Annotated in this window: 25 protein-coding genes; 11 read left to right on the top strand and 14 right to left on the bottom strand. The window is 73.1% G+C overall.

Annotation, left to right across the window (positions count from 1 at the left end):
- Positions 1-21 precede the first annotated feature (21 nt).
- Positions 22-798, bottom strand: a complete 777-nt coding sequence (locus FHS29_RS10955; RefSeq protein ID WP_184690463.1) for an SDR family NAD(P)-dependent oxidoreductase — start codon at positions 796-798, stop codon at positions 22-24.
- 84 nt (positions 799-882) lie between these two features.
- Here FHS29_RS10955 and FHS29_RS10950 point away from each other — a divergent pair, with 84 nt between their 5' ends.
- Positions 883-1290, top strand: a complete 408-nt coding sequence (locus tag FHS29_RS10950; RefSeq protein ID WP_184690462.1) for a YjbQ family protein — start codon at positions 883-885, stop codon at positions 1288-1290.
- On the opposite strand, the gene FHS29_RS10945 is transcribed toward FHS29_RS10950, so the two are convergent.
- Entirely contained in the window at positions 1186-2214 is a 1029-nt protein-coding gene (locus FHS29_RS10945; RefSeq protein ID WP_184690461.1) for a YhgE/Pip domain-containing protein, read from the bottom strand. The two genes, FHS29_RS10950 and FHS29_RS10945, sit on opposite strands and share 105 nt — an antisense overlap.
- A 128-nt stretch (positions 2215-2342) precedes the next feature.
- On the opposite strand from FHS29_RS10945, the gene FHS29_RS10940 reads away from it, so the two are divergent.
- The 3 genes from FHS29_RS10940 (at position 2343) to FHS29_RS10930 (ending at position 4778) form a co-directional block, all read left to right on the top strand.
- Positions 2343-3413, top strand: a complete 1071-nt coding sequence (locus FHS29_RS10940) for a DUF8017 domain-containing protein (protein WP_184690460.1) — start codon at positions 2343-2345, stop codon at positions 3411-3413.
- A 70-nt stretch (positions 3414-3483) separates the two neighbouring features.
- Positions 3484-4098, top strand: coding sequence for a DUF8017 domain-containing protein (locus FHS29_RS10935; RefSeq protein ID WP_184690459.1), 615 nt, complete (start codon positions 3484-3486; stop codon positions 4096-4098).
- Positions 4095-4778 carry an HAD family hydrolase gene (locus FHS29_RS10930; RefSeq protein ID WP_184690458.1) on the top strand — a complete coding sequence of 228 codons (684 nt, stop codon included), beginning with the start codon at positions 4095-4097 and terminating at the stop codon, positions 4776-4778. The genes FHS29_RS10935 and FHS29_RS10930 overlap by 4 nt, the downstream gene beginning before the upstream one ends.
- Before the next feature lie 135 nt (positions 4779-4913).
- On the opposite strand, the gene FHS29_RS10925 is transcribed toward FHS29_RS10930, so the two are convergent.
- The gene (locus FHS29_RS10925) at positions 4914-6662 is read right to left on the bottom strand and encodes a proline--tRNA ligase (protein WP_184690457.1); all 1749 of its coding nucleotides are present in this window, start codon (positions 6660-6662) and stop codon (positions 4914-4916) included.
- 271 nt (positions 6663-6933) lie between these two features.
- Between FHS29_RS10925 and FHS29_RS10920 the strand changes: the two genes are divergently transcribed.
- Together FHS29_RS10920 and yaaA are read left to right on the top strand one after the other, a co-directional pair.
- Positions 6934-7284, top strand: a complete 351-nt coding sequence (locus FHS29_RS10920; protein WP_184690456.1) for a VOC family protein — start codon at positions 6934-6936, stop codon at positions 7282-7284.
- A 308-nt stretch (positions 7285-7592) separates the two neighbouring features.
- Entirely contained in the window at positions 7593-8324 is a 732-nt protein-coding gene (yaaA, locus tag FHS29_RS10915; RefSeq protein WP_184690455.1) for a peroxide stress protein YaaA, read from the top strand.
- On the opposite strand, the gene FHS29_RS10910 is transcribed toward yaaA, so the two are convergent.
- Positions 8321-8539, bottom strand: a complete 219-nt coding sequence (locus tag FHS29_RS10910) for a hypothetical protein (protein ID WP_184690454.1) — start codon at positions 8537-8539, stop codon at positions 8321-8323. The two genes, yaaA and FHS29_RS10910, sit on opposite strands and share 4 nt — an antisense overlap.
- Before the next feature lie 87 nt (positions 8540-8626).
- Here FHS29_RS10910 and FHS29_RS10905 point away from each other — a divergent pair, with 87 nt between their 5' ends.
- From FHS29_RS10905 to FHS29_RS10890, 4 genes are all read left to right on the top strand, one after another.
- A complete protein-coding gene (locus tag FHS29_RS10905) occupies positions 8627-9586 on the top strand; it encodes a GlxA family transcriptional regulator (RefSeq protein ID WP_184690453.1) in 960 nt (319 codons plus the stop codon).
- Positions 9587-9637: 51 nt separating this feature from the next.
- Positions 9638-10165, top strand: a complete 528-nt coding sequence (locus FHS29_RS10900) for a hypothetical protein (RefSeq protein ID WP_184690452.1) — start codon at positions 9638-9640, stop codon at positions 10163-10165.
- Positions 10166-10520: 355 nt separating this feature from the next.
- Positions 10521-11432, top strand: a complete 912-nt coding sequence (locus tag FHS29_RS10895; protein ID WP_221455866.1) for a serine protein kinase RIO — start codon at positions 10521-10523, stop codon at positions 11430-11432.
- Between the two features lie 748 nt (positions 11433-12180).
- Entirely contained in the window at positions 12181-13521 is a 1341-nt protein-coding gene (locus FHS29_RS10890) for a DEAD/DEAH box helicase (protein ID WP_246440215.1), read from the top strand.
- Between the two features lie 238 nt (positions 13522-13759).
- Here the strand turns inward: FHS29_RS10890 and FHS29_RS10885 are convergent, their stop codons facing one another.
- Entirely contained in the window at positions 13760-14632 is an 873-nt protein-coding gene (locus FHS29_RS10885; protein WP_184690449.1) for an ArsR/SmtB family transcription factor, read from the bottom strand.
- A gap of 96 nt (positions 14633-14728) precedes the next feature.
- Between FHS29_RS10885 and FHS29_RS10880 the strand changes: the two genes are divergently transcribed.
- Positions 14729-15682: a hypothetical protein gene (locus tag FHS29_RS10880; protein ID WP_184690448.1), complete on the top strand. Its 954-nt coding sequence runs from the start codon at positions 14729-14731 to the stop codon at positions 15680-15682.
- Here FHS29_RS10880 and cobA read toward each other — a convergent pair.
- The 9 genes from cobA to cobO all read right to left on the bottom strand — a co-directional run bounded on the left by cobA (position 15627) and on the right by cobO (position 24288).
- Positions 15627-16844 (bottom strand): uroporphyrinogen-III C-methyltransferase, encoded by a 1218-nt coding sequence (gene cobA, locus FHS29_RS10875; protein ID WP_184690447.1) that lies wholly within the window; start codon positions 16842-16844, stop codon positions 15627-15629. The two genes, FHS29_RS10880 and cobA, sit on opposite strands and share 56 nt — an antisense overlap.
- A 46-nt stretch (positions 16845-16890) precedes the next feature.
- Positions 16891-17607, bottom strand: a complete 717-nt coding sequence (locus FHS29_RS10870; RefSeq protein ID WP_184690446.1) for a PIG-L deacetylase family protein — start codon at positions 17605-17607, stop codon at positions 16891-16893.
- Positions 17604-17891, bottom strand: a complete 288-nt coding sequence (locus FHS29_RS10865; RefSeq protein WP_184690445.1) for a hypothetical protein — start codon at positions 17889-17891, stop codon at positions 17604-17606. Before FHS29_RS10865 ends, FHS29_RS10870 begins: the two co-directional genes overlap by 4 nt.
- Positions 17892-17963: 72 nt before the next feature.
- The gene (locus tag FHS29_RS10860) at positions 17964-18743 is read right to left on the bottom strand and encodes a S1 family peptidase (RefSeq protein WP_184690444.1); all 780 of its coding nucleotides are present in this window, start codon (positions 18741-18743) and stop codon (positions 17964-17966) included.
- Positions 18744-19014: 271 nt separating this feature from the next.
- A complete protein-coding gene (locus FHS29_RS10855) occupies positions 19015-20301 on the bottom strand; it encodes a cobalamin biosynthesis protein (protein ID WP_312864861.1) in 1287 nt (428 codons plus the stop codon).
- Positions 20285-21145, bottom strand: coding sequence for a bifunctional cobalt-precorrin-7 (C(5))-methyltransferase/cobalt-precorrin-6B (C(15))-methyltransferase (locus FHS29_RS10850; RefSeq protein WP_184690443.1), 861 nt, complete (start codon positions 21143-21145; stop codon positions 20285-20287). The genes FHS29_RS10855 and FHS29_RS10850 overlap by 17 nt, the downstream gene beginning before the upstream one ends.
- Before the next feature lies 1 nt (position 21146).
- Complete coding sequence (locus FHS29_RS10845; RefSeq protein ID WP_184690442.1) at positions 21147-22238, bottom strand: cobalt-precorrin-4/precorrin-4 C(11)-methyltransferase; 1092 nt, start codon at positions 22236-22238, stop codon at positions 21147-21149.
- 65 nt (positions 22239-22303) lie between these two features.
- Positions 22304-23677, bottom strand: a complete 1374-nt coding sequence (locus FHS29_RS10840) for a cobyrinic acid a,c-diamide synthase CobB (RefSeq protein WP_184690441.1) — start codon at positions 23675-23677, stop codon at positions 22304-22306.
- Complete coding sequence (gene cobO / locus FHS29_RS10835; protein WP_184690440.1) at positions 23674-24288, bottom strand: cob(I)yrinic acid a,c-diamide adenosyltransferase; 615 nt, start codon at positions 24286-24288, stop codon at positions 23674-23676. Before cobO ends, FHS29_RS10840 begins: the two co-directional genes overlap by 4 nt.
- Between the last annotated feature and the right edge of the window lie 2 nt (positions 24289-24290).

Raw genomic sequence — 24290 nt, 5'->3', positions numbered from 1 at the left:
CCCTATGTTACCCGCCGGTAATCAGCGCAGGACCAGCACGTTCCCACTGACCCGAGCCGCCGCCTCCGAGCACAGGAACGCGATCACCGACGCCACCTCCTCCGGCCGCGCCACCGGGAACCGCGCCCGCACCTCGTCGTTGACCCAGCCGGTGTCGGTCACCCCGGGCTTGACCATGTTCGCGGTGATGCCGTGCGGGGCCAGCTCCGCCGCCGCCGACAGCGTGTAGTTGTCCAACGCCGCCTTGGCCGCCCCGTAGGACACCTCGCCGGGGAACCCGCCGGGCCCGCCCGACGTGAGCCCCACGATCCGGCCCCAGTTCCCGCCCCTGGCCAGGTGCCGGCGCGCGAACTCGGCGATCAGCAGCGCCCCGGCCCGCGCGTCCACCGCGAACTGCGCGTCGAACGTCTGCGGCGTCACCGCCCGCTGCACCCGGCCGAACTGGTCGGTCTCGTTGGCCAGGAACGTGTCCTGCACCCACCCGGACGCGTTGTTGACCAGCACGTCCACCGGGCCGAACAGCTTCTCGGCGGTGTCGAACAGCAGCGCCGGCGCTCCCACGTCGGTGAGGTCGACCTCCAGCGCGTGCGCCTGCCCGCCGGCCTCGCGGATGGCCGCGACCACGGCGTCCGCGCCGGACTCCCGGCTGGTGAAGTACTCGTCGGGCAGGCTCGCGTCCGGCGCCGGGGCGTAGCGGAGGAACGAGATCAGCACCCGAACCCCCTGCTCGGCCAGCGCGCGGGCCGTGGCGGCCCCGATCCCCTGGTTCGCCCCGGTCACGATCGCGGTGTGTGGCACGAACCCGGATCCTGCCCGACCGGGCTCCCGACCAGCAGGGCCTTTTCCGCCGCGAGTGACGTCCACCACCTAGGCTGGCTTGTCATGCGCAGTGAAGAGATCGAGATCCGCACCGGCACCGACGAGGTCGTCCACGACCTGACCCGCGCGTGCGAGGAGTTCCTGCAAGGCGTCGACGGGGACGGTCTGCTGCACGTCTGGGTGCCGCACGCCACCGCCGGCCTGGCCGTCCTGGAGACCGGCGCCGGCAGCGACGAGGACCTCCTGTCCGCCCTGGAGACCCTCCTGCCCCGGGACGGCCGCTGGCGGCACCGGCACGGGACGCCGGGCCACGGCCGCGACCACGTGCTCCCCGCCCTGGTACCGCCGTACGCGACGATCCCGGTGCTAGGCGGTGTGCTGGCGCTGGGCACCTGGCAGTCGGTCTGCCTGGTCGACACCAACGTCGACAACCCCGTCCGCAAGGTCCGGCTGAGCTTTCTCGCCGGCTAGCACCAGCACCAGCCCCGCCACCGCGATCCCCGCGAACACCCACACCTGCGCGCCGGTGACCGTCCCGCCCTGCAACAACGCCCGCAGCCCTTCGGTGGAGAACCGGAACGGCGTCCACGACCACAGCACCGCCCGGTAGACGGGGTCCAGCAGCTCCGGCACCTGACCCGCCACCGCGGGGGCCATCAGGTACAGCGGTCCGAGCACCGCCATCGCCCGCAGCCCGAGCAGCCGCAGCAACCCGGCCTGGAGCAGCGCGAACGCCGCTCCCACCAACGCCAGGTAGCCCAGCACGTCCCAGCCCAGCGGCAACTCCGCGTCCCACAGCGCGAAGAACCCGGCCACGACGGCGACGCCCAGGACAGCGGCCGTGGTCGCCCCCGCCAGCCGCGACCACGCACCCGGCCGGCGAGCCAGCACCGTGAACGCCGCCCCGGCGACCAGCCCGGCGATCCACAGCAGCGCACTGGCCGCCAGCGGCGCCGTCCTCCCCGCGGTCGACGCCGGGTTCAGCACCACGACCTTCGCCGGAAGGCCGGCACCCTGCGCCACCCCCGTCAGCACCTGCTGCGCCACCTGCGTCCCGGACGGGTTCACCGCCCCGGACAACATCACCGTCGCGCCGCCGGGAACCAGCTCCAGCACCCCGTAGACGTCCTGCGACGCCAGCAGGCCACGGGCTTCGTCCGGCGTGGACACCCGCCAGCCGACCTCCTGCGAGGCCGTCCCCGCGAGCTTGTCCGCGACCGCGCGCAACGGCGGCGGGGCGTCCGGGCCGATTGCGACGGCCAGCGGCAGCCGGTCGGGGTGGGCGGTCGCCTGCACGCCGAAGGTGAGCAGCCCCAGCACGAGCGCGACGAGCGCCCCGGCGACGGCGGTGGCCACCGCGATGACCGCCGGCGGCCGGTCGAGTGGTGTGGCCATGGCTTCCTCCAGACCTCAGTTCATCACTTGTTGAATTAGGAGACTACGACCGCCTCGAACGCAAGTCAACGCGTGCTGAATTTTTCGGCAGGCCCCGGCCGGCGGAACCGGCAAGGTACGGTTTGGCCGTGACATACCCAGGTGACGGGCAGAGCGGCTGGGGTGGCCAGTCCGGCCAGGGCGACTGGGGACAGCCGGGCCACGGACCGCAACCCGGCTACGGACCACCGCAACCGGGATACCCCCAGCAGCCCGGCTACGGTCAGCCTCAACCCGAGTACGGGCAGCCGGGCTACGGTCAGCCGGGGTACGGCAACCCCGGCTACGGCGAGCAGCCCGGCTACGGCAACCAGCCGGGTCATGGCAACCAGCCGGGTTACGGCGACCAGCAGTACGGCGCCGGCTACGGCGGCCTCGGCGTGTTCTCCGGCGGCGACGAACCGCCGCCCGAGAAGAGCAAAGGCAAGCTGTGGCTCGTCATCGGCGTCGTGGTGCTGCTGCTGGTCGGCGGCGGGCTCACCACGTTCCTCGTCCTCCGCTCCGACGGGACGCAGACCACCGCGAACAGCAGCTCGCCGCAGCCGACCACGACGACCAGCGCCGCCAAGCCGACGACCACCACCAAGCCCGCCGGGCCGTCCTGCAAGCCGGCCAGGACGGACTGGAACTGCCTGCCCGTCGAGAGCCTGTCCTACAGCTACGACGTGCCGAAGGGCTGGGCACCCACGAGCGGCGCGGCCGACGTCCAGGGCATGAAGGACGTCCGGCTCACCGGCCTCACCGTGTACGGCGTCTACGAGTGCGGTGGCGCGCGGTACAACCGGGGCAGCACCGGCGGCGTGGTCGTGCCGCAGACCGACCTGGCCACCGTGGCGAAGGACTTCGCGCAGAAGCTCGGCACCCAGTACTACAGCTCGGGCAAGTCGGTCGACGTCAAGCTCAGCGAGCCCAAGGCGGTGAAGTTGCCCAACGGCAGCAAGCCGGAGATCGAAGGCGTGCAGGTGGACGCCACGGTGACCAGCAACGGCAACGACTGCCTGGCTTCCAAGGGCATGGTGAGGATCCTGGTCCTCAAGGGCAGCACGGGTTTCCACGTGTTCATGGCCAACGGCGACCTCGAAGGCGGCCCGGCCGACCCGAAGCCGGTGACCGAGGCGGACCTCCAGGCGATGGTCGACTCCGTGAAGCCGCTGGGCTGACGGGGTGGCGTACACCGGCCTGGGTGCCTACCCGCAACCGCGGCCACCGAAGCGCGGTCCACTGTGGATGGTGCTCGCGGTGGTCGGCGTGCTCGTCCTCGTCGGCGGTGGGACGGCCGTCGTGCTGCTCAACGGGAAGTCGGCACCGCCCGCGCCCACCACGAGCTCCGAACCGCCCGAGCCCGAGTGGCCGGTGGTCGAGGACACCCAGGCGGGTGTCGCCTACCAGGTGCCGCCGTCCTGGAAGTCCGGCGGCGGCGGGGCGTCCGGCCGGGTCCGGCTGACCCAGTCGCGGGTGTCCCGGCCGTTCGAGTGCCAGGGGCGCAGCATGATCCAGGCGCAGGTCGCGTCCGGATCGGTGATCGACGACGACCTCGCCGACGTCGCGACCACCGTGGCCCGCGACATCGCCAAGGGCGGCTACACCGTGGAGGGGCGGCAACCGGAGCTCGCCGGGCCCGACGTGCGCGGCGACGAGGAGCGGACCGTGGTGAGCTTCGGCGTGACGCCCAGAGCGGTGAACCCGTGCTTCGCGCCCAAGGCGACGGTGACCGCGGTGGCGCTGCGCAACGGCCCGAAGGCCACCGTGGTGGTGCTCAACGTCGCCGAAGGCGGGCCGCACGCGGCGGAGGGGCCCGGCGAAGAAGAAGCCGATCGGATCCTGGAGAGCGTGCGACTGCTGTGAACACGTTGGTGCTGTGGGACATCGACCTGACCCTGATCGACGCCCGAGGCCTCGGCCACACCTGGTACCGGACCGCGCTGCACGCCGTCGCCGGCCTGGACCTGGTGCACACGCCGAGCTTCCCGGGACGCACCGAACGCGCGATCACGCAGGAACTGCTGATCTCGCACGACCTGGAGCCCACCGAGGAGCTGATCGCCCGGCTGCACGCGGAGCTGATCGACGTGGCGACCCGGGAGCACACCCTGCTGCCGTCCCGGGGGCACGTCCTGCCCGGCGCGTCGGCCGCGCTGGAAGCGTTGGCGCGGCAGGAGGACGTCGTGCAGTCGCTGGTCACCGGGAACCTGGTGGAGATCGCCCGGTACAAGCTGGCGGCGTTCGGCCTGGACACCCACCTGGACTTCGAGATCGGCGGCTACGGCTCGATCTCCGAACACCGGCCGGAACTCGTCCTGGAGGCCGTGCGGCTGGCGTCCGCCAAGCACGGCAAGGACTTCGAGGCCGTCGTCATCGGCGACACACCGCACGACGTGGACGCGGCCCTGCACCACTCGGCGTTCGCCATCGGCGTGGCCACCGGGCGCAGCAGCGTCGCCGAACTGCGCGCGGCGGGCGCGCACGTCGTGCTCGAAGACCTCGCCGACACCGCCGCCGTGCTCGCGGCCGTTCTCGAACGCTGAACCGCCAAGCCGCAGTGGTGACCACTACAGCGGGACGGGAACGAACTGCCCGGGGCTCGCCGATGGACCGGTCGTGCCCAGTCGGGTCCGACGGCGGTAGGCGTTCTGCGGCCACCGCCGTCGGACCGGACGGGCTCAGCCGCGGACGACGTCCAGCAGGTGCCGCACCACCTCGGGCACCGACACCTCGACGCGCTCGCCGGAACGGCGGTCCTTGACCTCCACCACGCCGTTGGCCAGGCCGCGGCCCACCACCAGGATGGTCGGCACGCCGATCAGCTCGGCGTCCGCGAACTTCACGCCGGGGCTGGCCTTGCGGTCGTCCAGCAGCACCTTCAGGCCCGCCGACGACAGCTCGCCGGCCAGCTGCCCGCCGGCCGCCAGCAGCGCCTCGTCCTTGCCCGCCACCACCACGTGCACGTCGGCGGGTGCCACGTTGCGGGGCCAGATGAGGCCGCGCTCGTCGTGGCTCTGCTCCGCGATGACCGCCACCAGGCGGGACACCCCGATGCCGTACGAGCCCATGGTGATCCGGACGGGCTTGCCGTCCGGGCCGAGGGCGTCCAGCGAGAACGCGTCCGCGTACTTGCGGCCCAGCTGGAAGATGTGGCCGATCTCGATGCCGCGCGCGGCGACCAGCACGCCCCTGCCGTCGGGCGACGGGTCGCCCTCGCGGACCTCCGCCACGTCGATCGTGCCGTCGGGGGTGAAGTCGCGGCCCTGCACCAGGTCCACCACGTGGTGGTCGGCCTTGTCCGCGCCGGTCACCCACGCCGTGCCGCGCACCACGCGCGGGTCGACCAGGTAGCGCACGCCGTTCGCCTGGAGCGCCGCCGGGCCGATGTAGCCCTTGACCAGGAACGCGTTCCGGGCGAAGTCGGCGTCCTCCAGCATGGACACCTCGGCGGGCTCGACGGCCGCCTCCAGCCGCTTGAAGTCCACCTCGCGGTCGCCGGGCAGGCCGATCGCGAGCAGGGTCGACTCCTTCGCGCCGGGTGCGGTCAGCTTCACCAGGACGTTCTTCAGCGTGTCCGCCGCGGTGAAGGTGCGGCCGAGGCCCGCGCCGTTGAGGAAGTCGACCAGGGACTCGATGGTCGGCGTGTCGGGCGTGTGGTGGACCTGCGCCGCGGGCTTGTCCTCGACGCTCTGCTCGGCGGGCGCGGGCGTCGTCACCGCCTCCACGTTCGCCGCGTAGTCCGACTCCGTGCTGCGCACGAAGGTGTCCTCGCCGGTCGGCGCGACCGCCAGGAACTCCTCCGACGCCGAGCCGCCCATCGCGCCGGACGTGGCGGAGACGATCACGTACTCCAGGCCCAGCCGGTCGAAGATGCGGGTGTAGGCGTCGCGGTGCTGCCGGTAGGAGTGCGCCAGGCCCTCGTCGGCCAGGTCGAAGGAGTACGAGTCCTTCATCAGGAACTCGCGGCCGCGCAGGATGCCCGCGCGGGGCCGTGCCTCGTCCCGGTACTTGGTCTGGATCTGGTAGAGCGTGACCGGGTAGTCCTTGTACGAGGAGTACTCGCCCTTCACGGTGAGCGCGAACAGCTCCTCGTGGGTGGGTCCGAGCAGGTAGTCGGCGCCCTTGCGGTCCTTGAGGCGGAAGAGGTTGGGGCCGTACTCGGTCCACCGGTTGGTGGCCTCGTAGGGCTCCTTCGGCAGCAGCGCGGGGAACTGGATCTCCTGCGCGCCGAACGCGTCCATCTCCTCGCGCACGACCCGCTCGATGTTGCGCAGCACCCGCAGGCCCAGCGGCAGCCACGAGTACCCGCCCGGCGCGACGCGGCGCACGTAACCGGCGCGGACCAGCAGCTTGTGGCTGGGGACTTCGGCGTCGGCCGGGTCCTCGCGCAGAGTGCGCAGGAACAGCGACGACATCCTCGTGATCACGGTGGGTGCTCCTCGTGGCGGGGTTGTCCGAGAAAGGGTAGTGAACAGGGCCTGGCCGGTTCCAACGGGTTACGGCGCGGGACGACGGCCACCGCGAGGTCGCCCGTGGTCGTCCGGGGCGGAGTGGACGTGGTCCCCGTGACCGGATCGTGCGCACGGGACGTGGAGACGGCCCTCGGGTACCGCCCTTCCGCTCCCGGCCGGAGGCGTTGCCGCAGGTCATCGCGTCGGCAGCGGGAAATTGTCGGGGGTCGGGTCTACCGTTCGGAGCATGACGTTCACCATCGGCATGATCACCATCGACACCCCGGACCCGCACAAGCTGGCGGACTTCTGGACCAAGGCGCTCGCCACCGAGGTCCTGGAGGACTGGGGCGAGTTCATGGTGCTCGCACCGCCCGCGGAGGGCGGGGTGCAGCTGGGGTTGCAGCGCGTGGACGACCCGACACCGGGGAAGAACCGGGTGCACTTCGACACGCACGTGGCGGACCGGGTGGCCGAGGTGGCGCGGCTGGTCGGGCTGGGTGCGACCGAGGTGGCGGAGCACACCGTGCCGGGGCTGACGTGGACCGTGCTGGAGGACCCCGAGGGCAACCAGTTCTGCGTGGGCCAGCCCGGCTGAGCGGCGGCCCGGGCCCGGGGGTGCGGTTCGGGCGTCGGCGCGCGCTCCGCGGTTCCGGATCGCGGCTGCGGTTCGGGGTTGCGGGGTTGCGGGGTTGAGGGGTTGCGGGGTTGAGGGGTTGAGGGGTTGAGGGGTTGAGGGGTTGAGGGGTTGAGGGGTTGAGGGGTTGAGGGGTTGAGGGGTTCCGGCACTGCGCTGCCGCTCCAGTGCCCGGCCCGGGGCGGTGGTCGATCGAGCGAGCCGGACGTCACGGTGCGGTGCGAGGCGGCGGTTCGGCGGCGCTGACCGGCGCATTAGGCTTCCGGCTCGTGCTGGTACTGCTCCCCCCGTCGGAGACCAAGGCGATCGGCGGCGACGGCGCGCCCCTCGACCTCGAACGCCTCGCGCGTCCCGAGCTCAACCCCGTGCGCGCCAAGCTGGTCGACGCCCTGGTCGACCTCGCCGCCGACGTGCCCGCGAGCCTCGCCGTCCTGGGCCTGTCCGAACGCCAGGAGCTTGAGGTCCAGCGCAACGCCGAACTCCGCACCTCGCCCACGCTGCCCGCGCTGGACCGCTACACCGGTGTCCTCTACGACAACCTGGACCTGAAGACCCTCACCAGGGCCGAACGGTCCCGGGCCGCGAACCGGCTGGCGGTCGCCTCCGCGCTGTTCGGCGTGGTGCACGGCGGCGACCCGATCCCGGCCTACCGCCTGTCCGGCGGCAGCGTGCTCCCCGCGATCGGACCGCTGGGCAACCTCTGGCGCCCGGTGCTCAACCCGTCGCTGGCCGGGACCGACATCATCGACCTGCGCTCGGCCCCGTACTCGTCGCTGGCGAAGATCCCGCACGCCATCACGGTCCGCGTGGTCACCGAGGACCCCGCGGGCCGGCGCCAGGCGGTCAGCCACTTCAACAAGGCGCACAAGGGCCTGCTGGCCCGCGCCATCGTCAGGTCGCGGGCCGGGGTGAAGTCCGTGCGCTCGCTGGTCAAGATCGCCGCCGCGGCCGGGCTCCGGCTGGAGCCGACCGGGGACAGGGCGCTCGACCTGATCGTCTAGACCGATCGCAGCGAGTACCGGGCGCCCGTCGGACGGCGGGGCGCGGTGTGCGCGGCTGTCGCGTGCAGTTCGCCGGCCACGCGGGCCGCGTCACGGTCGTCGACGTCGTAGCTGCCGGCGAGCCGGGAGCCGAAGCGGTTCTGGCGGTGGTGGTTGCGCTCCAAGCCGTAGACGACGAGCGCCACGACGGCCAGCGCGACAAGTAGTGCGGTCATGGCACCAACTATGCGACCACCAAGAAACAGCCACAATTGGCACTCTTGCCGTTGTCCGTCAAAATCCAGCCAGCTATGCTCGCGGTCATGCTCACCTCCGTGGCCGTGCCGCTGATCGACGGCGTCACACCGTTCGAGTTCGGCGTGATCTGCGAGGTCTTCGGCATCGACCGCACCGAGGAGGGCGTGCCGCTGCTGGACTTCCGGGTGTGCGGCGAACGCCCCGGCGAGCCGGTCCGGATGAGCGTCGGCGCGTCCGTCATCCCGGAGTACGGCTTCGACGCCCTGGACACCGCCGACCTGGTCGCGGTGCCCGCGTGCGCGATCCGCTCCGAGTACCCGCGCGCGCTGCTCGAAGCGGTCGGCCGCGCGGGGATGCTGCTGTCGGTGTGCAGCGGGTCGTTCGTGCTCGGCGAGGCGGGCCGACTGGACGGACGGCGCTGCACCACGCACTGGCGGCACACCGACGAACTCTCCCAGCGGTTCCCCAAGGCCCAGGTGGACCCGGACGTGCTGTTCGTGGACGACGGCGACGTCATCACCAGCGCGGGCACCGCGGCCGGCATCGACGCGTGCCTGCACCTCGTCCGCCGGGAACTCGGCGCGGGCGTCGCGAACGCCATCGCCCGCCGCATGGTCGTCGCACCGCAGCGGGACGGCGGGCAGCGGCAGTTCATCCAGCCCACCACCACCCAGGCCGACAGCCTCCAGCCGACGCTGGCCTGGATGCTCGAACACCTCGACACCGAGCACTCCGTGGCGAGCCTCGCCGACCACGCCCGGATGTCCGAACGCACCTTCGCGCGCCGCTTCGCCGCCGAGACCGGCACCACCCCGCACCGCTGGCTGACCACCCAGCGGGTGCTGCGCGCACGCCAGCTGCTGGAGGAGACGCACCTCAACGTCGAGACCATCGCCCACCGCTGCGGGTTCGGCACGGCCGCCCTGCTGCGCCACCACTTCAACGCCGTGGTCGGCCTGGCGCCGAAGGACTACCGCCGTTCGTTCGCGCACGGGCCGGCCGGCCGGCAGCCGCCGAACGCGTGACTCACCGCAGTGAGTTGTCACCGCCGGTGATGGCCCTGCCACAATAGGCGAGTGAGCCCCGACACACCCGGCGCCGCCGCCGCCGAACAGGACGCATCGGAAGACGACACCGTCACTTCCGCGACGCTCCGCGGCCTCACCGAAGACCTCGAAAGCGACGCGCTGGACGCGCCGGAAACGTTGAAGCGCGTCTGGGCGGGCCTGTGCGTCGCGCGCCTGCTGGGTCTCCGCCTGGCCGCGTCCGGGCTGGTCAGGCTCCAGGCCAACGCCGAGTCCGTGGAACACCAACTGGCGCACGACCTGGCCACCACGGCGACCTTCACCCGCGAACCGCTCCACCTCCCGACCCCGGCGCAACCCGCACCCCTGCACCCGGAGGAGGTGGCCGAAGCCCTGGAGGCCCTGGTCGAGTTCAGCGCCACCGCCCGCCGCCGGATGCTGGCCTCCGCCCGGCTGGCCGCGCAGTGGCACGACGAGCGCGTACTGCGCCACGACTCCCTGGTGATGGGCGAGTTGGCGGCGGCCTGGCTGGGCCTGCGAGGCAGCTACCGCGTCGACCGCCGCTGTCCGCGCCCCTGACGGTCGTGCCCGACCGGCCCGGCCGGAGCACACCCGCCGAGGATTCGAGGAGCGCCCCCGCCGAGGATTCAATTGGCTTGCGGGCGAGGCGGGGTGTCGGGCAGCCTGGTCCCCGTACGCGCTGAAGTGCCGGTCGCACGGCGGAGACGAGGAGGTGCCCCCATGGCTACAGCTGTCCGGGACGTGGCACCCACCCGTCCTCTCGCCCCGACTGCCTAGCGCGCCGACCACACGCGCCGGTGGGGCGACCTCCTCCTCTTCTCCTGGAGCCCACCCAGTGCGCAAGCACGAGCACTTTCCCGACCCCGAAGACGATTCCGACGACTTCGAGACGTCCTTCGACCACGCCAACGACCTGGACTGGCGGGCGAAGCGCCGCAGCACCCGCAACGACGACGAGCCCAACCCGAACCGACGGGGGCGGCTCACCGAGGAGGCGCGCGACCGGCTCGCCCAGATGCGGGAGGACGCGCAGGCCGCCGACGTCCCGCCGGAGGGCGACCGCTGGTCCACCTGGGACACCGCCGACCACGGTCCCCAGCCGTGGCCGGAGTGGCTGGTCACCGACCTGTCCGCGGTGGACCGCGAGCTCGGCGTGCTGAAGACCGGCAAGGAGGCCGACGTCTTCCTGCTGGAACGCGCGTTGCCGGGCAGCGACCGGTCGTGCGTGCTGGCCGCCAAGCGCTACCGCAGCAACGACCACCGGATGTTCCACCGGGACGCCGGCTACCTGGAAGGCCGTCGGATGCGGCGGTCACGGGAGATGCGGGCGGTCGAGAACCGCACCTCGTTCGGGCGCAACCTGATCGCCGAGCAGTGGGCGGTCGCCGAGTTCGCCGCGCTGGCCCGGTTGTGGCAGCTGGGCGCCCCGGTGCCCTACCCGGTGCAGCGGGCCGGCACCGAACTGCTGCTGGAGTTCATCGGCACGGACGGTGCGGCGGCGCCCCGGTTGGCGCAGTTGCGGCCGGAGCCGGACGAGCTGCTGGACCTGTGGCAGCAGCTGGTGGAGGCGTTGAGCCTGTTGGCCTCGGCCGGCCTGGCGCACGGCGACCTGTCGGCGTTCAACCTGATGGTGCACGACGGCAGGCTGATCGTGATCGACCTGCCGCAGGTGGTGGACGTGGTGGCGAACCCGCGTGGCGCGGAGTTCCTGGAGCGGGACGTGCGCAACATCGCGGGCTGGTTCGGCTCGCGCGGGCTGGCGGAGGAGTCTGCCGACCCGCGTGCGCTCACCGACCTGCTGCTGGACGTGGCGGGTCTGCGCTGAGCGGGGTCCACCACACCACCTCCAACGCGGTGGCGACCGGCCGTCTCCGGCCGGTCGCCACCCGGTGGTAGCCAGTGGTCCGGGCTTCGGCGTGCGACACCGGCACCGGCCATGGTTGATCCGCAAAAATCGGGTTCCGCCAACCACTCCGGCCGCCATCACCATCGAGGCCGTCGGCACGGCCGCCGCCGCAACCGCCCACAGAACGCCGCCGAAAGAACGCGGAACGACGATCGTCTGCCCTTTCGCACCGTGGGATCTACTCCGTCCCAGCCACTGGGGAATCCGCCCAAACCCGTCCCGACGTGCACTGATATGGTTCCCGCTCACGGTCGGCAAGGTCCACGGGTTTGCCCGTCCCACCCCTCGTGTGCGACAAAACACCGCCAGGGTGCGAAAGTACGGCCGTTGATCGGCTAGACTGAGTGGTGCATCGCCCGGCGGCGCAACAACCGTTCGCGGCCCCAGACCCACCCAGGTCGCCAGACCCAGCAGGTCGGCGGTGCTCCCAACCACTATCGGCGCGCTACCGCGCCGGGCCCGTCCTTGCGATTCGCGCCTGCGTCAAGGCAGAAGCAATCCCCGAGACGTGCCTTTGTCCCGGAGGTTTGTTTTGCCACCACTGTCCCAAGGCCGTTCCGAGCGCCCCCAGTTCCGCAAGACGCGGAGCCGGCGCCCAGGCCAGGGCAACAACCGACGTCCCCAGCCGGTGCTGGAGACGACCGTTCCGGACCACGTCGAGAGCACGATGCCCGAAGGGCCGCTGCCCTCGTTCGCCGAACTCGGCCTGGCCGACGAGCTGCTCCGCGCGCTCGAGCAGGCCGGCATCACCGAACCGTTCCCCATCCAGGCCGCCACGCTGCCCGACGCGCTGGCCGGTCGTGACCTGCTCGGTCGCGGCCAGACCGGCTCCGGCAAGACGCTCGCGTTCGGCCTGGCCCTGCTGTCCCGCCTCGCGGGCGGGCGCGCCAAGCCGCTGAAGCCGCGCGCGCTGGTGCTCGTGCCGACCCGCGAGCTGGCCATGCAGGTCGAAGAGGCGCTGTCGCCGTTCGCCCGCTCGCTCGGCCTGTGGTGCCGGACGGTCGTCGGCGGCACCTCGTTCCCGCGCCAGATCGACGCCCTGCGCCGCGGTGTCGACCTGCTCATCGCCACGCCGGGTCGGCTGTCCGACCACGTGCGGCAGGGCACGGCCGACCTGTCCGAGGTGATGTTCACCGCGCTGGACGAGGCCGACCAGATGGCCGACATGGGCTTCATGCCGCAGGTCCGCGCCATCCTGGACCTGACCCCGGAGCACGGCCAGCGGATGCTGTTCTCCGCCACGCTGGACGGGGACGTGGACAAGCTGGTCCGCCAGTACCTGCACGACCCGGTGGTCCACTCGGTCGCGCCGCCCACCGGCAGCGTGACCACGATGGAGCACCACCTGCTGTTCGTGTCCGCCGAGGACAAGCAGTCCGTGGTGACCGAGGTGGCCGCCCGCGAGGGCCGCACGATCATGTTCGTGCGCACCAAGCACCACGTGGACCGGCTGGCGAAGAAGCTGCGCTCGATGGGCGTCGAGGCGGGCGCGCTGCACGGCGGCAAGGCGCAGAGCGCCCGGACCCGCGTGCTCGGCCAGTTCCGCGAGGGCACCACGCCCGTGCTGATCGCCACCGACGTGGCGGCGCGCGGCATCCACGTGGACGACGTGAGCCTCGTCGTGCACGTCGACCCGCCCGCCGACCCGAAGGACTACCTGCACCGCGCCGGTCGTACCGCGCGCGCCGGGCAGTCCGGCACCGTGGTCACGCTGGTCACGCACGACCAGCGGCGCGCCGTGCAGGGCCTGACGGCACGGGCGGGCATCCGCCCCGAGTCGACCAAGGTCCGTCCCGGTGACGAGGACCTGATCCGCATCACCGGTGCCCGGGTGCCCAGCGGCGTCCCGGTGCCCGAGCAGGAAGCCCCGGTCCGGGCCCGCCGCAGTGGCGGCGGCCCGCGCCGCACCGGTGGCGGCGGCTACGGCGGCGGGTTCCGCGGCGGCCGTTCGGACAGCAGCCGCGACCGTGAGCGCGGCGGGCGTCCGCGTCGGGTTTCGCAGCACTAGTTCCACGACGTGTGGTTCCGGCCCCCTGGCTTCGTCGCCAGGGGGCCGGTGTCGTGTGGTGGGGTAGTGGACCGGGCCGGTCGGGCGAGATCAGGACCGGTACCGGTACTCGCCGATCACTTCCGGCGTTCGGCTGCGCGCTCGGCTCACCGCATCCAGCCGTCACGCCGGCCGGCCGACGCCCGCCGGCCTGTCCACGCCACCCAGCCGACGCCACCCAGCCGGCGGCACCCGCCTGTCACGACATGAGCGCGTCGGCGCGGGCCGTTCGCATGTGCAGGACCGCCCGCCCGTCCCGCCGCGTCGTCACGAGCCGCGCCGCCCGCAGCACCCCGATGTGCTGCGACACCGCTCCCGCCGTGACCCCCAGCCGCGACGCCAGGTCCGTGGTGGACATGGGCGACACCAGCAACCCCAGCAACGCCGCCCGCGTCCGCCCGATCAACGCCGCCAGCTCGTCCGGCGCGGCCGCGTCCCGCTCCTCCCACAAGGTCCCGATCCCCCGCGCCGGGTACCGCACCACCCCCGGCCCCACCGGATCGACCGCCGCCCACGCCCGAGGCCAGCAGAACACGCTGGGCGACAACACCAGGCCGTCCTCCGCCAGGTCGACGCGATGCGGCTGATCAGCCCGCCGGTCCGCGTACAGCACCAGCTCGCCGCCCACCCAGCTCACCTCGGGGTGCAGTTCGTCGAACACCGCCTCCACCCCGCGGTCCGCCAACACCGCCGCGCGCGCGGCGACGTCCGCCTCCAGCACGGACACGATCCGCCGCCAGTGCGGCGCGATCAGCACCTCGTGGCACGCCCGCACCACCGCCGCCACCCGCTCCGGCACGCCCGCCAACTCGGCTTCCAGATCGGGCATCCGCACGTCCGGCACGGGCATCAGCACCGCGGGCTTCACGGGCCCCGCCAACAGGTCCAGCAGCACCGGCAGGTCGTGCACCGCCGACACCCGTTCCCGCGCCCACGCCACCCAAGGCAGGTGCACGGCGTGCGCACCGGGCACCCGCAGCCCGTCCACCGCCATCACCGTCTCGAACACCGGTGAATAGGCGAAGCGCACCTTCGCCAGCCCGACCCCGGCGAGCCTGATCCGCACCGCCACCGGCTATCCCTCCCTCCCGACGGGGTGCGGGCCCCACCGCGCACCGGGCAGCCGACACCAGTGAGCCACACGGTACGAACGCGCACGCTCTACCGCATGACAAAGACCTGGCACCGGCCGACGCTCCGGGTCGCCGGCGCGATGGCCGTGCTGACCCTCGTCACGCTCGGCGGGCTGCTGTTCGACGGTCGCGTGCTGCAAGGCGCTCCGCTGTGGCTCAAGCCGTTCAAGTTCGCGGTGTCGCTGGCCGTCTACTCGGCCACGCTGTCCTGGATGCTCTCCCTGCCGCACAAGGGGAAGCGCTGGACGTCCGGGCTCGCCACGCTGATCGCGACCGTCCTGCTCGTGGACGTCGCGCTGGTCGCGATCCAGGCCGCGCGCGGCACGTTCAGCCACTACAACACCGACGACGACACCTGGAACCAGGTCGTCCAGTTCATGTTCCAGTACTCCATCCCGTTGATGTTCCTGGCGAACGTCGTGCTGGCGGTGATCCTGTCGTTCCAGCGGCTCACCGCCGGCAACAGCCGCTCCGTCACGTGGGCCGTGCGGACCGGTCTGTCCCTGGCGATCGCGGGCATGGCCGTCGGGTACCTGATGATCTTCCAGTTCGACAAGCACGTCGAGACCACCGACGCGGCGGGCCGGGCGGTCGAGCTGCGCGGTGGGCACAGCGTGGGCGTGCCGGACGGCGGGGACGGCCTGCCGGTGACGGCGTGGAGCACCACGGGCGGCGACCTGCGCATCCCGCACTTCGTCGGGATGCACGGACTCCAGGTGATGATCCTGCTCGCGCTCGGCCTGACCGCGGTGGCGCTGCACGAGCGCACCCGGCTGCGACTGGTGCTGATCGCCGCCACCGGCTACTCCGGACTGCTCGCGCTGCTGACCTGGCAGGCACTGCGCGGCGAGCCGCTGATCCACCCGAGCACCACCACGCTGGCCGTGTTCGGCTGCCTGGCCGTTGCGGTCGCCACCGCGGTCGGCTGGACGATCACGGCCGACAGGGCAGCTCCCGCGCCAGTCCGGCAACCGGTCCCACGACGATGATCGCGGGTGGGCGGATCTCGTGCGCCACCACGTCGGCGGCCAGTGCGTCCAAAGTGGACCGCACCACCCGTTGGGCGCGGGTGCTGCCCTCCTGGATCACCGAAACCGGTGTGCCGCCCGGACGTCCGCCCCGCAGCGCCGCGGCGAACGCGCCCGCCCGCTCGACGCCCATCAGGATCACCACGGTGCCGCGCAGGCGGGCCAACGCGTCCCAGTCCACCAGCGAGCGCTCGTCGTCCGGGGCGACGTGCCCGGACACCACGACCACCTCGTGCGCCACGCCCCGGTGCGTCACCGGCACGTCGGCCAGCGCGGGCACGCCGAACGCGCTGGTCACGCCCGGCACCACGGTCACCGGCACGCCGGCCTCGGCGCAGGCGATCAGCTCCTCGAAGCCCCGCCCGAACACGTACGGGTCGCCGCCCTTGAGCCGCACCACGAACTTCCCGGCCTTGGCGTTCTCCACCAGGGTGGTGTTGATGAAGTCCTGGGTGGCGGCCCGCCCGTACGGGATCTTGGCCGCGTCCACCACCTCCACGTGCGGCGGCAGCTCGTCCAGCAGCTCCTGCGGCGCCAGCCGGTCGGCCACCACCACGTCCGCGCGCGCCAGCAGCCGCCGGCCGCGCACGGTGATCAGCTCCGGGTCGCCGGGACCGCCGCCGACCAGCGCCACCCCGGCGGGCTGGTCGTGCTGGTCGCTCAGCGAGCCGTCCCGCAGCGCCGCCAGCAGCCCGTCCCGCACCGCCGCCGACCGCTTGTGCTGCCCGCCCGCGAGGACGCCGAGCAGCAGCCCGTCGTGCTCCCCCACGGCGGGCGTCACGGCGGTGCCCTTGACCGCCACGTCGGCCCGCACGCAGAACACCCGCTGCTCCGTCGCGTCGGCGGTGATCCGGGCGTTCACCGCCGCGTCGGACGTGCAGGCCAGCACGTACCAGGCGCCGTCCAGGTCGCCGGGGGCGTAGCGGCGGGCGTGCCACACCGCGCCACCCGCGTCGACGATCCCCTGGACCGCCGGCGTCACCTCCGGCGAGACGACCTCCACCAGGGCTCCGGAGGCCACCAGGCGCGGCAGCCGGCGCTGGGCGACCGTGCCGCCGCCCACGACGACGACGCGCCGGCCGGCCAGGTCGAGGCCCACGAGGTAGTGCTGTTCACCGTGCATGGGTAGAAGCATCCACATCAGACATGCCGTGTCCAACCGGCGTGCTTCACATCACCAACAGCTCGAACGGCGCGGCGAGCCGGCCGCCGAACCGCTCACCCGCCTCCTCGGCCATCCGGCGCAGGAACGCGTCCGGGTCCGCCATGTCGCCGCCGCCGAGACCGGCCAGGTAGGCGGCGTGCGCGCGGAGCGAGGCGACCCCCAGGTCGAACGTGTCGGTGAGGTCCACGGCGTGCCCGGCGTACGGCGAGGCGAAGACCGCGACGTGCCGCACGCCGCTCCACGGCTCCAGGTCCAGGTCGCGGAACACCCACCGGTTCGCCGCGTCCCGCACCGCGTCGATGACGGCCTGCCCGACCACCCGGTGGTCGGCCATGTTCGGGAACCCGCCGGGGAACGTCGGGTGGTGGTTGCCGGTGATCACCAGCTCCGGCCGGTGCCGCCGGATCGCCGCGGCGACGTCCCGCCGCAACGGCAGCCCGTACTCGATCACGCCGTCTGCGTGGTCCAGGAACTCGACCTCGGTCACGCCGACCACGGCGGCACCCGCCACCTGCTCGCGGACCCGCAACGGCCCGGCTTCCTCCGGCGGCAGCGAGTCGATGCCCGCCTCGCCCCTGGTGGCCAGCAGGTAGGACACCGACCTGCCCTGCCGCGTCCACCGGGCGACCGCGCCGGCCGCCCCGTACTCCAGGTCGTCGGGGTGGGCCACCACGGCGAGCGCCCGGTCCCAGTCCTCGGGCAGCGGCAGGAGATCGGTCATGGGCGCACGTTACCCGGCGCCTTCTCGATCACCGCGCCGGTCGCCCGCGAGTGGCAGCTGACGCCCAGCATGCCCTTGCCCCCGGCGACCGAGATCCACGGGCTGCGCGCGGTCCGCCCGTCCTCGCACGACACGACGAGCCGGAACGTGCCGCTGCCGTGGCACCAGCCGTTGCCGACCCGGTCCTGCACCGACGTGCCGCAGTCGTGCAGCCCGGACGAGGCCAGCGCGGTGGCCGGGACCGCGAGCAGGAACAACAGAGCGGCCAGAATCCTGTTCACCATGCCGACGATCGGAACACGAGCGCCGTGCCCACGCCCGGTGGACCACCCGGAAGTGGGCACGGCGCGCGCGACTCAGGAGTTGATCTGCTGCGTCAGCACCGAGTGGTAGGACGCGATCCGCGCGTACACGCCGGGGTAGCCGGCCGAAGCGCAGCCACGACCCCAGGACGTGGCACCGATCAGCTTGCCGCCGGCCACGAGCGGGCCGCCGGAGTCACCCTGGCAGGTGTCCGTGCCGCCCTGCGGGTAGCCGGCGCACACCATGGACGTGTTGCTGTACTGCGGGTACGCCTGCCTGCACGTCGCGTCCGAGGTGACCGGGACGGTCGCCTTCAGCAGGTAGCGGGACGCCGAACCGCCGGAGGACGTGGTGCCCCAGCCGAGGATGGTGGCGTTCGTGCCGGCCGCGTACAGGCTGGTGTCGGACGGGGTGGCCAGCGGCAGGTACGACGAGGAGATGTTGCGGTCCAGCGTCAGCACGGAGACGTCGTAGCCGGACGTCGCCGACCGGTAGCTCGGGTGGATCCAGATCCTGGTGACCGAGGCGACGACGCCGGCCGTGCTCTGCTTGTCCTCCCGGCCCCAGACGACCCGGGTGGACGACGGCGAACGGCCGCTCGTGCAGTGCGCGGCGGTGACGACCTTGTTGCCGGACACCAACGTGCCACCGCAGAACTGCCCGCCGCTGGACGAGGCGAGGTAGACGGTCCACGGGTACTGGCCGATGGAGGCACGGGTGCCGCCGACGATGTACGGCGAGACGTCGGCGGTGGCCGGTGCGACGGTGAGCAACCCGACCGCGGCGACAGCCGTGGCCAGAGCGGTGATCAGGCGATGCAGGGTTTTCGCCATGGTGCGCTCGATCCTTCCGGGCAGGGTGGTGAAAGGCGGCGTCCTCCCAGCTAGGACCAAAACTTCATACCCGACAAGCACCAAACCCGGATTCACAGTTGACGAGTTGCGTTCACAGCACGACACGCGCAACAAACCACGCCATATTCCAGCGGTAGAAGGCGAAACGTTGCACCGGCCCCAGGGCGGCACGTCGACGGCCGGGGGTCCTCGTCCTCCGCACCGTCATCGCCCGAAGCGGCTGTGCCGCGTGGACCCGACCGCGCCGGCCTCACCCGCCGGCGACGCCGGTCACCCGGACCACCTCGGCTCGCACCGGGCCGGGGAGGGTCGGCCCGGCGTCCCTGCCCACGAACGCCACCGCCGCGCCGGACTCGGCCAGCGGCACCGCCCCGTCCGCCCGCACCTCGGTACCGGGCCTGAGCAGGTGGCGGACCTGGGCCACGCACTCGTCGGTCCCGACGACCACGGACGCCCGGCGCAGTTCGGCCTCGGCGCGCGGGGTGCGTTCGTCGGCACCGCCCGGACCCAGCCCGATCAACGCGAGCCGGCCGCGGGGCAGCACGCGGGCCGCCGCGACCGTGACGTCGGCGCCCTTCACCTTCTCCACCGCCATCTCCACCCGGCCGCCGCCGGACAGTTCCATCGCCCCGCGCAACGCCGCCGCCTCGGCCACGCTCGGGATGCCGATCGCCAGGTCCGCCGGGTTGGGCACCGGGATGACCGCGAGTTCCTCCCCCGAGTACGACAGCAGCGGCGCGGTGGTGGAGTCGTGCCAGAAACCCCAGTCGTCCAGGGCGTCGGCGATGCCCTGTTCGGCGACCTTGCGGTCCAGCGTCGCGAAGGCGCGGACGGCGCGCAGGTCCAGGCCGCGCACTTCCAGTTCCGCCAACGCTTCCGACACCGCCGACGCGGAGACGCCGGTGCTGGAGCCCACGCCGACGACCAGCGTGCGCGGCACCAGCCGGACCAGGTTCTCCCGCGGCGGGCCGGCGGGGATGCGGTCGTCCAGGAGCACGGTCCAACCGGCCTCGTCGCCGTGCGCCCCCACGTTGTCCGGCAGCGCGGGCAGCGGGAAGCCCAAGGGGTTCGACAGCAGTACCGGTTCGCCGTTGCGGACCGCGTTGCCGCACGCCGGGAGATCGCCCTCCACGGTCACGTCGAGCAGCTCGACCAGTTCGTCCAAGGGCGAGGTGACCGTGGAGGACGTGACCACCGGGGTGGTGCCCAGCAGCTCGGAGATCCTCCCCGCCAGCGCGTCGCCCTCACCGAGCAGCGACACCGCGAAGCCGCCGTCCACGCACACCACGCCGGGATCGGAGCGCTCGTCCCGCAGCAGGGGCGCCACCAGGCGGACGGTCGCGTCGGTGCCTAGGAAGAACACCGCCGAGCCCAGGCGCGGCCAGAGGCGGCGCAGGGCGGGGCCGACGGGCCCGTCGGGGACCACCGCGTCCGGACCCAGGAAACCCGCCAGTTCGACGGCCGCCCGCCGCCCGCGCTCGCCGGCGGCGAACAACCCGATCACGCCCACGCCCTCCGCATCACGACTTCTTCGCACCCCACAGCACCGTCACGGGGTTCACCGCGAGCAGCGTGCCGCCGGTGAGCCGGGCCGCCGACAGCTGGCTGCCCTCGACCTCGTAGGCGGCTTCCAGCAAAGCGTCCCGTGCGGGCACCACGCGCTCCAGGTCCGGGGTGGCCACGACGATCCGCGCCGCGCCGACGCGCGCGCACTGCCGGACCACGTCCGGACCGCCACCGCCCACGAAGACGGCGTCGGGACGGGGGAGGTCGGAGGCTTCGCCCAACGGCGACTCGACCACGCGGACGTCCACGCCGTGCGCCGAGGCGTTGGCGATGATCCGCACGCACTGCACCGGGTCCTGCTCCACCGCGACGACCGCCGCTCCCAACCGCGCGCACTCCACGCCGATCGAGCCGGGGCCCGCGCCGACGTCCCACACCAGCACTCCGGGACGGGGTGCCAGGCGGGACAGCGCGAGGGCGCGCACCTCGGCGGTCGCCACCATGCCGTCGCGGTGGGCGAAGTCGTCGTCCGGCAACGCCCAGCCGTCCACCGCCGGCACCCGACCGCCGTCCGCCGTCCGACCGCCGTCCGCCACGCACAGCACGAAACCGGGCGAGACCCACCGCCGCACGACGGCGTCCGCCGGGTCCACGGTGGACAGACCGGACTCGTCGGCCACGGTGAGCGTGCGCCGCCAGCCGGCCAGCCCGCGCGCCAGTTCGGCGGGATCGGCACCGGCCACCGCCACGGCGGGACGGGCGCGGCACACGTTCAGCGCGTGTCGCAGGCCGTGCACCGAGGCGTCGACCGCGGTCACCGACTCCCACGACCGGCCGGCCTGGGCGAGGAACCCGTGCAGGGCGACGACGTCCACGTCAGTCGGCGCGCTTGGTCTTCTTGGCCCGCGGCGCGGCCGGCTTCTTCGCGGTCTGGCGCGGCGTGGTGCTCGCCTGGACCGTAGTCGGGTTGCGCTTCGCGGCGGCGGCGACCGTGGGCTTCGGCTTCGACTCGGCCGGGGTGTCGACGGACGGCACCGCCGCCTCGGCGGTGAGCAGTTCCAGCACCGGGTCGTCGCTGTCCGGCTTCGGCCTGGCGGGCGCGGCGCGGCGGGCCCGTGCGGTCTCCTGCCAGTCGTGCACGGCCGACCACGCGGCGACCGACGCGGACTCCACGGCGGACTCCGCGGTGGCCGGCGCAGGGCCGCGGGAGGCGCGCATCGCCCACTTCGACGGGCGCGACCGCCGCACCGGCTCGTCGCCCACCGCGGAACGCCGCGAAGCGGGTGCCTTGAGCACCTCGCCGACCAGGAACAGCGTGGTGCGGTAGAGCTTATGCTCCTTGACGCACGCCTCCAGCTCGCCGAGCGTGGTCTGCGCGACCGTCTCGTCCGGCAGGGAGACCTTGTACGCCACCACCACGGGCGTGTCGTCGGCGTACCCGCCGGCCCGCAGCCGCTCCACGATCCGGCCGGTCCGCGAGCCCGAGGCGGAGATCGCCATCGTGGTGCCGTGCGCGGCGAACTCGGCGATGTGCTCGTCGCCCTCGGGTCCGGTCAGCACCAGCGACTGGGCCACCGCGGACCCGGTCAGCTCGCGCGCGATCGACGCGCCCACCGCCGACACCGCCGACACACCGGGCACGACCTCGGTCTCCAGCCCCAGCCGCTGGCACGTCTCGTGCTGCTCGCGCAGGGCGCCCCACAGCGACGGGTCGCCCGCGTGCAGCCGCACGACCTTGAGCTTGCCCGCCGACGCACGCCGGTACACGTCCACGACCTCGGACTCGGACACCCGGGAGAAGTCGACCAGCTCGGCGTCGGGGCGGGCGTGCTCGCGCACGCACTCGACCTCCACCACGCTGGGCGCCCACACCACCACGTCGGCCTCGGCTATCCGCTTGGCGCCCCGGAGGGTGATGAGATCGGCGGCACCGGGACCGGCGCCCACGAAGGAGACCCGACCAGTCATCACAACTGCTCCCCACGACGTGTTCGGCTTGGTGGGCAAGGACCGTACCGCGCGGTCACCGACCACTATCGAGTGGCCTCGTACCGCACGGACTCGGTCGCGCACGCCCGCACGAAGCGGGTCACCGACTCCGGCGCGGACACCGGGTGCGTGTGCAGGTACGACGCGTGCACGCCGTCGAGCACGAACCCCTCCGCCACCGGCCGCTGGTCGTGGCCGCGCCACTGCCAGGCCGGACGCGCGCCGGAGGGGACGCTCAGCGTGGTCCGGTGGAACTCGTGACCGGTGATCCGGGTGCCGGCCCGCGCGAGCACGGAGTCGACCGGCGCGACGGCGTCCCGGTAGCCAAGCGTCAGCCGGGGCGTCATCGAGCCCTCGGCGTCGATCACCCCGCACATCGGCACGCCGTCCAGTGAACGTGCCAGGTAGAGCAGGCCGCCGCACTCGGCGTGCACGGGCGCGCCGGACCGCGCGAAGGCGGCCACGGCGGTGCGCAGCCCGGCGTTCGCGGACAGCTCGGCGGCGTGCTGCTCGGGGAACCCGCCGGGCAGCACGAGCCCGGCGGTGCCCTCCGGGAGGTCCTGATCGCGCAGCGGGTCCACCACCACGACGTCCGCACCGGCCGCCCGCAGCAGCTCGACGTGCTCGGCGTACCCGAAGGTGAACGCCGCACCGCCCGCGACCGCGACGACCGGCGACCCGGCCACCGGCGACACCTCGGCCGCCGGATCCCACGTGGCCACGGCCATCGCGGGCACCTCGGCCGCCAGCCGCCGCACCGCGTCCAGGTCGACGTGCCGCGCGACCGCCGAGGCGATCGCGTCCACGGCGTCCAGCGCGGGCCGGCCGTGCTCGGCCGCCGTGACCAGCCCGAGGTGCCGCGAGGGCAGCGCGAACTCGTCGTCGCGCGGCAGCACGCCCAGCACTTCCAGTCCGACCTCGGCGCACGCCCCGCGCAGCACGTGCTCGTGCCGCGCCGACCCGACCTGGTTGAGCACCACGCCGCCCAGCCGCACGGTGGGGTCGTAGCCCCGGAACCCGTGCAGCAGGGCGGCCAGGCTGCGGCTCTGGCCGCGTGCGTCGACCACGAACAGCACCGGCGCGGACAGCAGCTTGGCGACGTGCGCGGTGGACCCGATGCCCTCGGTGTCCACCCGCCCGTCGAACAGCCCCATCACGCCTTCCACCACGGCCAGGTCGCAGCCCCGCGCGCCGTGCGCGAACAGCGACGCCACCCGGTGCTCGCCGACCATCACCGGATCCAGGTTGCGACCCGGCCGGCCGGTGGCCAGGCCGTGGTAGCCGGGGTCGATGTAGTCCGGCCCGACCTTGAAGGGTGCCACCCGGTCCCCCGCGCGGCGCAGCGCCGCCATCAGGCCGGTGGCCACGGTGGTCTTGCCGCTGCCCGACGCGGGCGCGGCGACCACCAGGCGGCTCACCACTCGATCCCCTTCTGGCCCTTCTGCCCGGCGTCCATCGGGTGCTTGACCTTGGTCATCTCCACCACCAGGTCGGCGGCGTCCACCAGGGCGCGCGGCGCGTGCCGGCCGGTGATGACGACGTGCTGGTGGCCGGGGCGGTCGCGCAGCGCGGACACCACCTCGTCCACGTCGACCCAGCCCCAGTGCAGCGGGTAGGTGAACTCGTCGAGCACGTACATGCCGTGCTGTTCCGCCCGCAGCCGGCGGGCGATCTCCTGCCAGCCCTCCCGCGCGGCGGCGGCGTGGTCGTCCTCGGTGCCCTGCTTGCGGGACCAGGACCAGCCCTCGCCCATCTTGTGCCACTCGACGGGCCCGCCCTCGCCGGTCTCTTCGTGCAACCGACCCAGCGCCCGGAAGGCCGACTCCTCGCCGACCTTCCACTTGGCTGACTTCACGAACTGGAAGACGCCGATGGACCAGCCCTGGTTCCACCCGCGCAGCGCCAGACCGAACGCGGCGGTGGATTTCCCCTTCATCTCCCCCGTGTGGAGGAGGGTCAGCGGGCGGTTGCGCCGCTGTTTGGTGGTAAGCCCGTCGGCGGGGACGACGGAGGGTTGTCCTTGGGGCACTT

It is taken from the genome of Saccharothrix tamanrassetensis, from assembly GCF_014203665.1.
Taxonomy (GTDB): domain Bacteria; phylum Actinomycetota; class Actinomycetes; order Mycobacteriales; family Pseudonocardiaceae; genus Actinosynnema; species Actinosynnema tamanrassetense.
The sequence above is the reverse complement of the archived record's forward strand: the minus strand, read 5'-3'. Positions and strand labels throughout refer to the sequence as shown.

Coding starts and splice junctions, on each gene's coding strand:
- FHS29_RS10860 (WP_184690444.1), bottom strand. CDS start 18,743: ATGGCGAAAACCCTGCATCGCCTGATCACCGCTCTGGCCACGGCTGTC.
- FHS29_RS10945 (WP_184690461.1), bottom strand. CDS start 2,214: ATGGCCACACCACTCGACCGGCCGCCGGCGGTCATCGCGGTGGCCACC.
- FHS29_RS10845 (WP_184690442.1), bottom strand. CDS start 22,238: ATGACTGGTCGGGTCTCCTTCGTGGGCGCCGGTCCCGGTGCCGCCGAT.
- FHS29_RS10910 (WP_184690454.1), bottom strand. CDS start 8,539: ATGACCGCACTACTTGTCGCGCTGGCCGTCGTGGCGCTCGTCGTCTAC.
- cobA (WP_184690447.1), bottom strand. CDS start 16,844: ATGCACGGTGAACAGCACTACCTCGTGGGCCTCGACCTGGCCGGCCGG.
- FHS29_RS10920 (WP_184690456.1), top strand. CDS start 6,934: ATGACGTTCACCATCGGCATGATCACCATCGACACCCCGGACCCGCAC.
- FHS29_RS10870 (WP_184690446.1), bottom strand. CDS start 17,607: ATGACCGATCTCCTGCCGCTGCCCGAGGACTGGGACCGGGCGCTCGCC.
- FHS29_RS10880 (WP_184690448.1), top strand. CDS start 14,729: ATGACAAAGACCTGGCACCGGCCGACGCTCCGGGTCGCCGGCGCGATG.
- FHS29_RS10890 (WP_246440215.1), top strand. CDS start 12,181: ATGCCCGAAGGGCCGCTGCCCTCGTTCGCCGAACTCGGCCTGGCCGAC.
- FHS29_RS10865 (WP_184690445.1), bottom strand. CDS start 17,891: ATGGTGAACAGGATTCTGGCCGCTCTGTTGTTCCTGCTCGCGGTCCCG.
- FHS29_RS10905 (WP_184690453.1), top strand. CDS start 8,627: ATGCTCACCTCCGTGGCCGTGCCGCTGATCGACGGCGTCACACCGTTC.
- FHS29_RS10950 (WP_184690462.1), top strand. CDS start 883: ATGCGCAGTGAAGAGATCGAGATCCGCACCGGCACCGACGAGGTCGTC.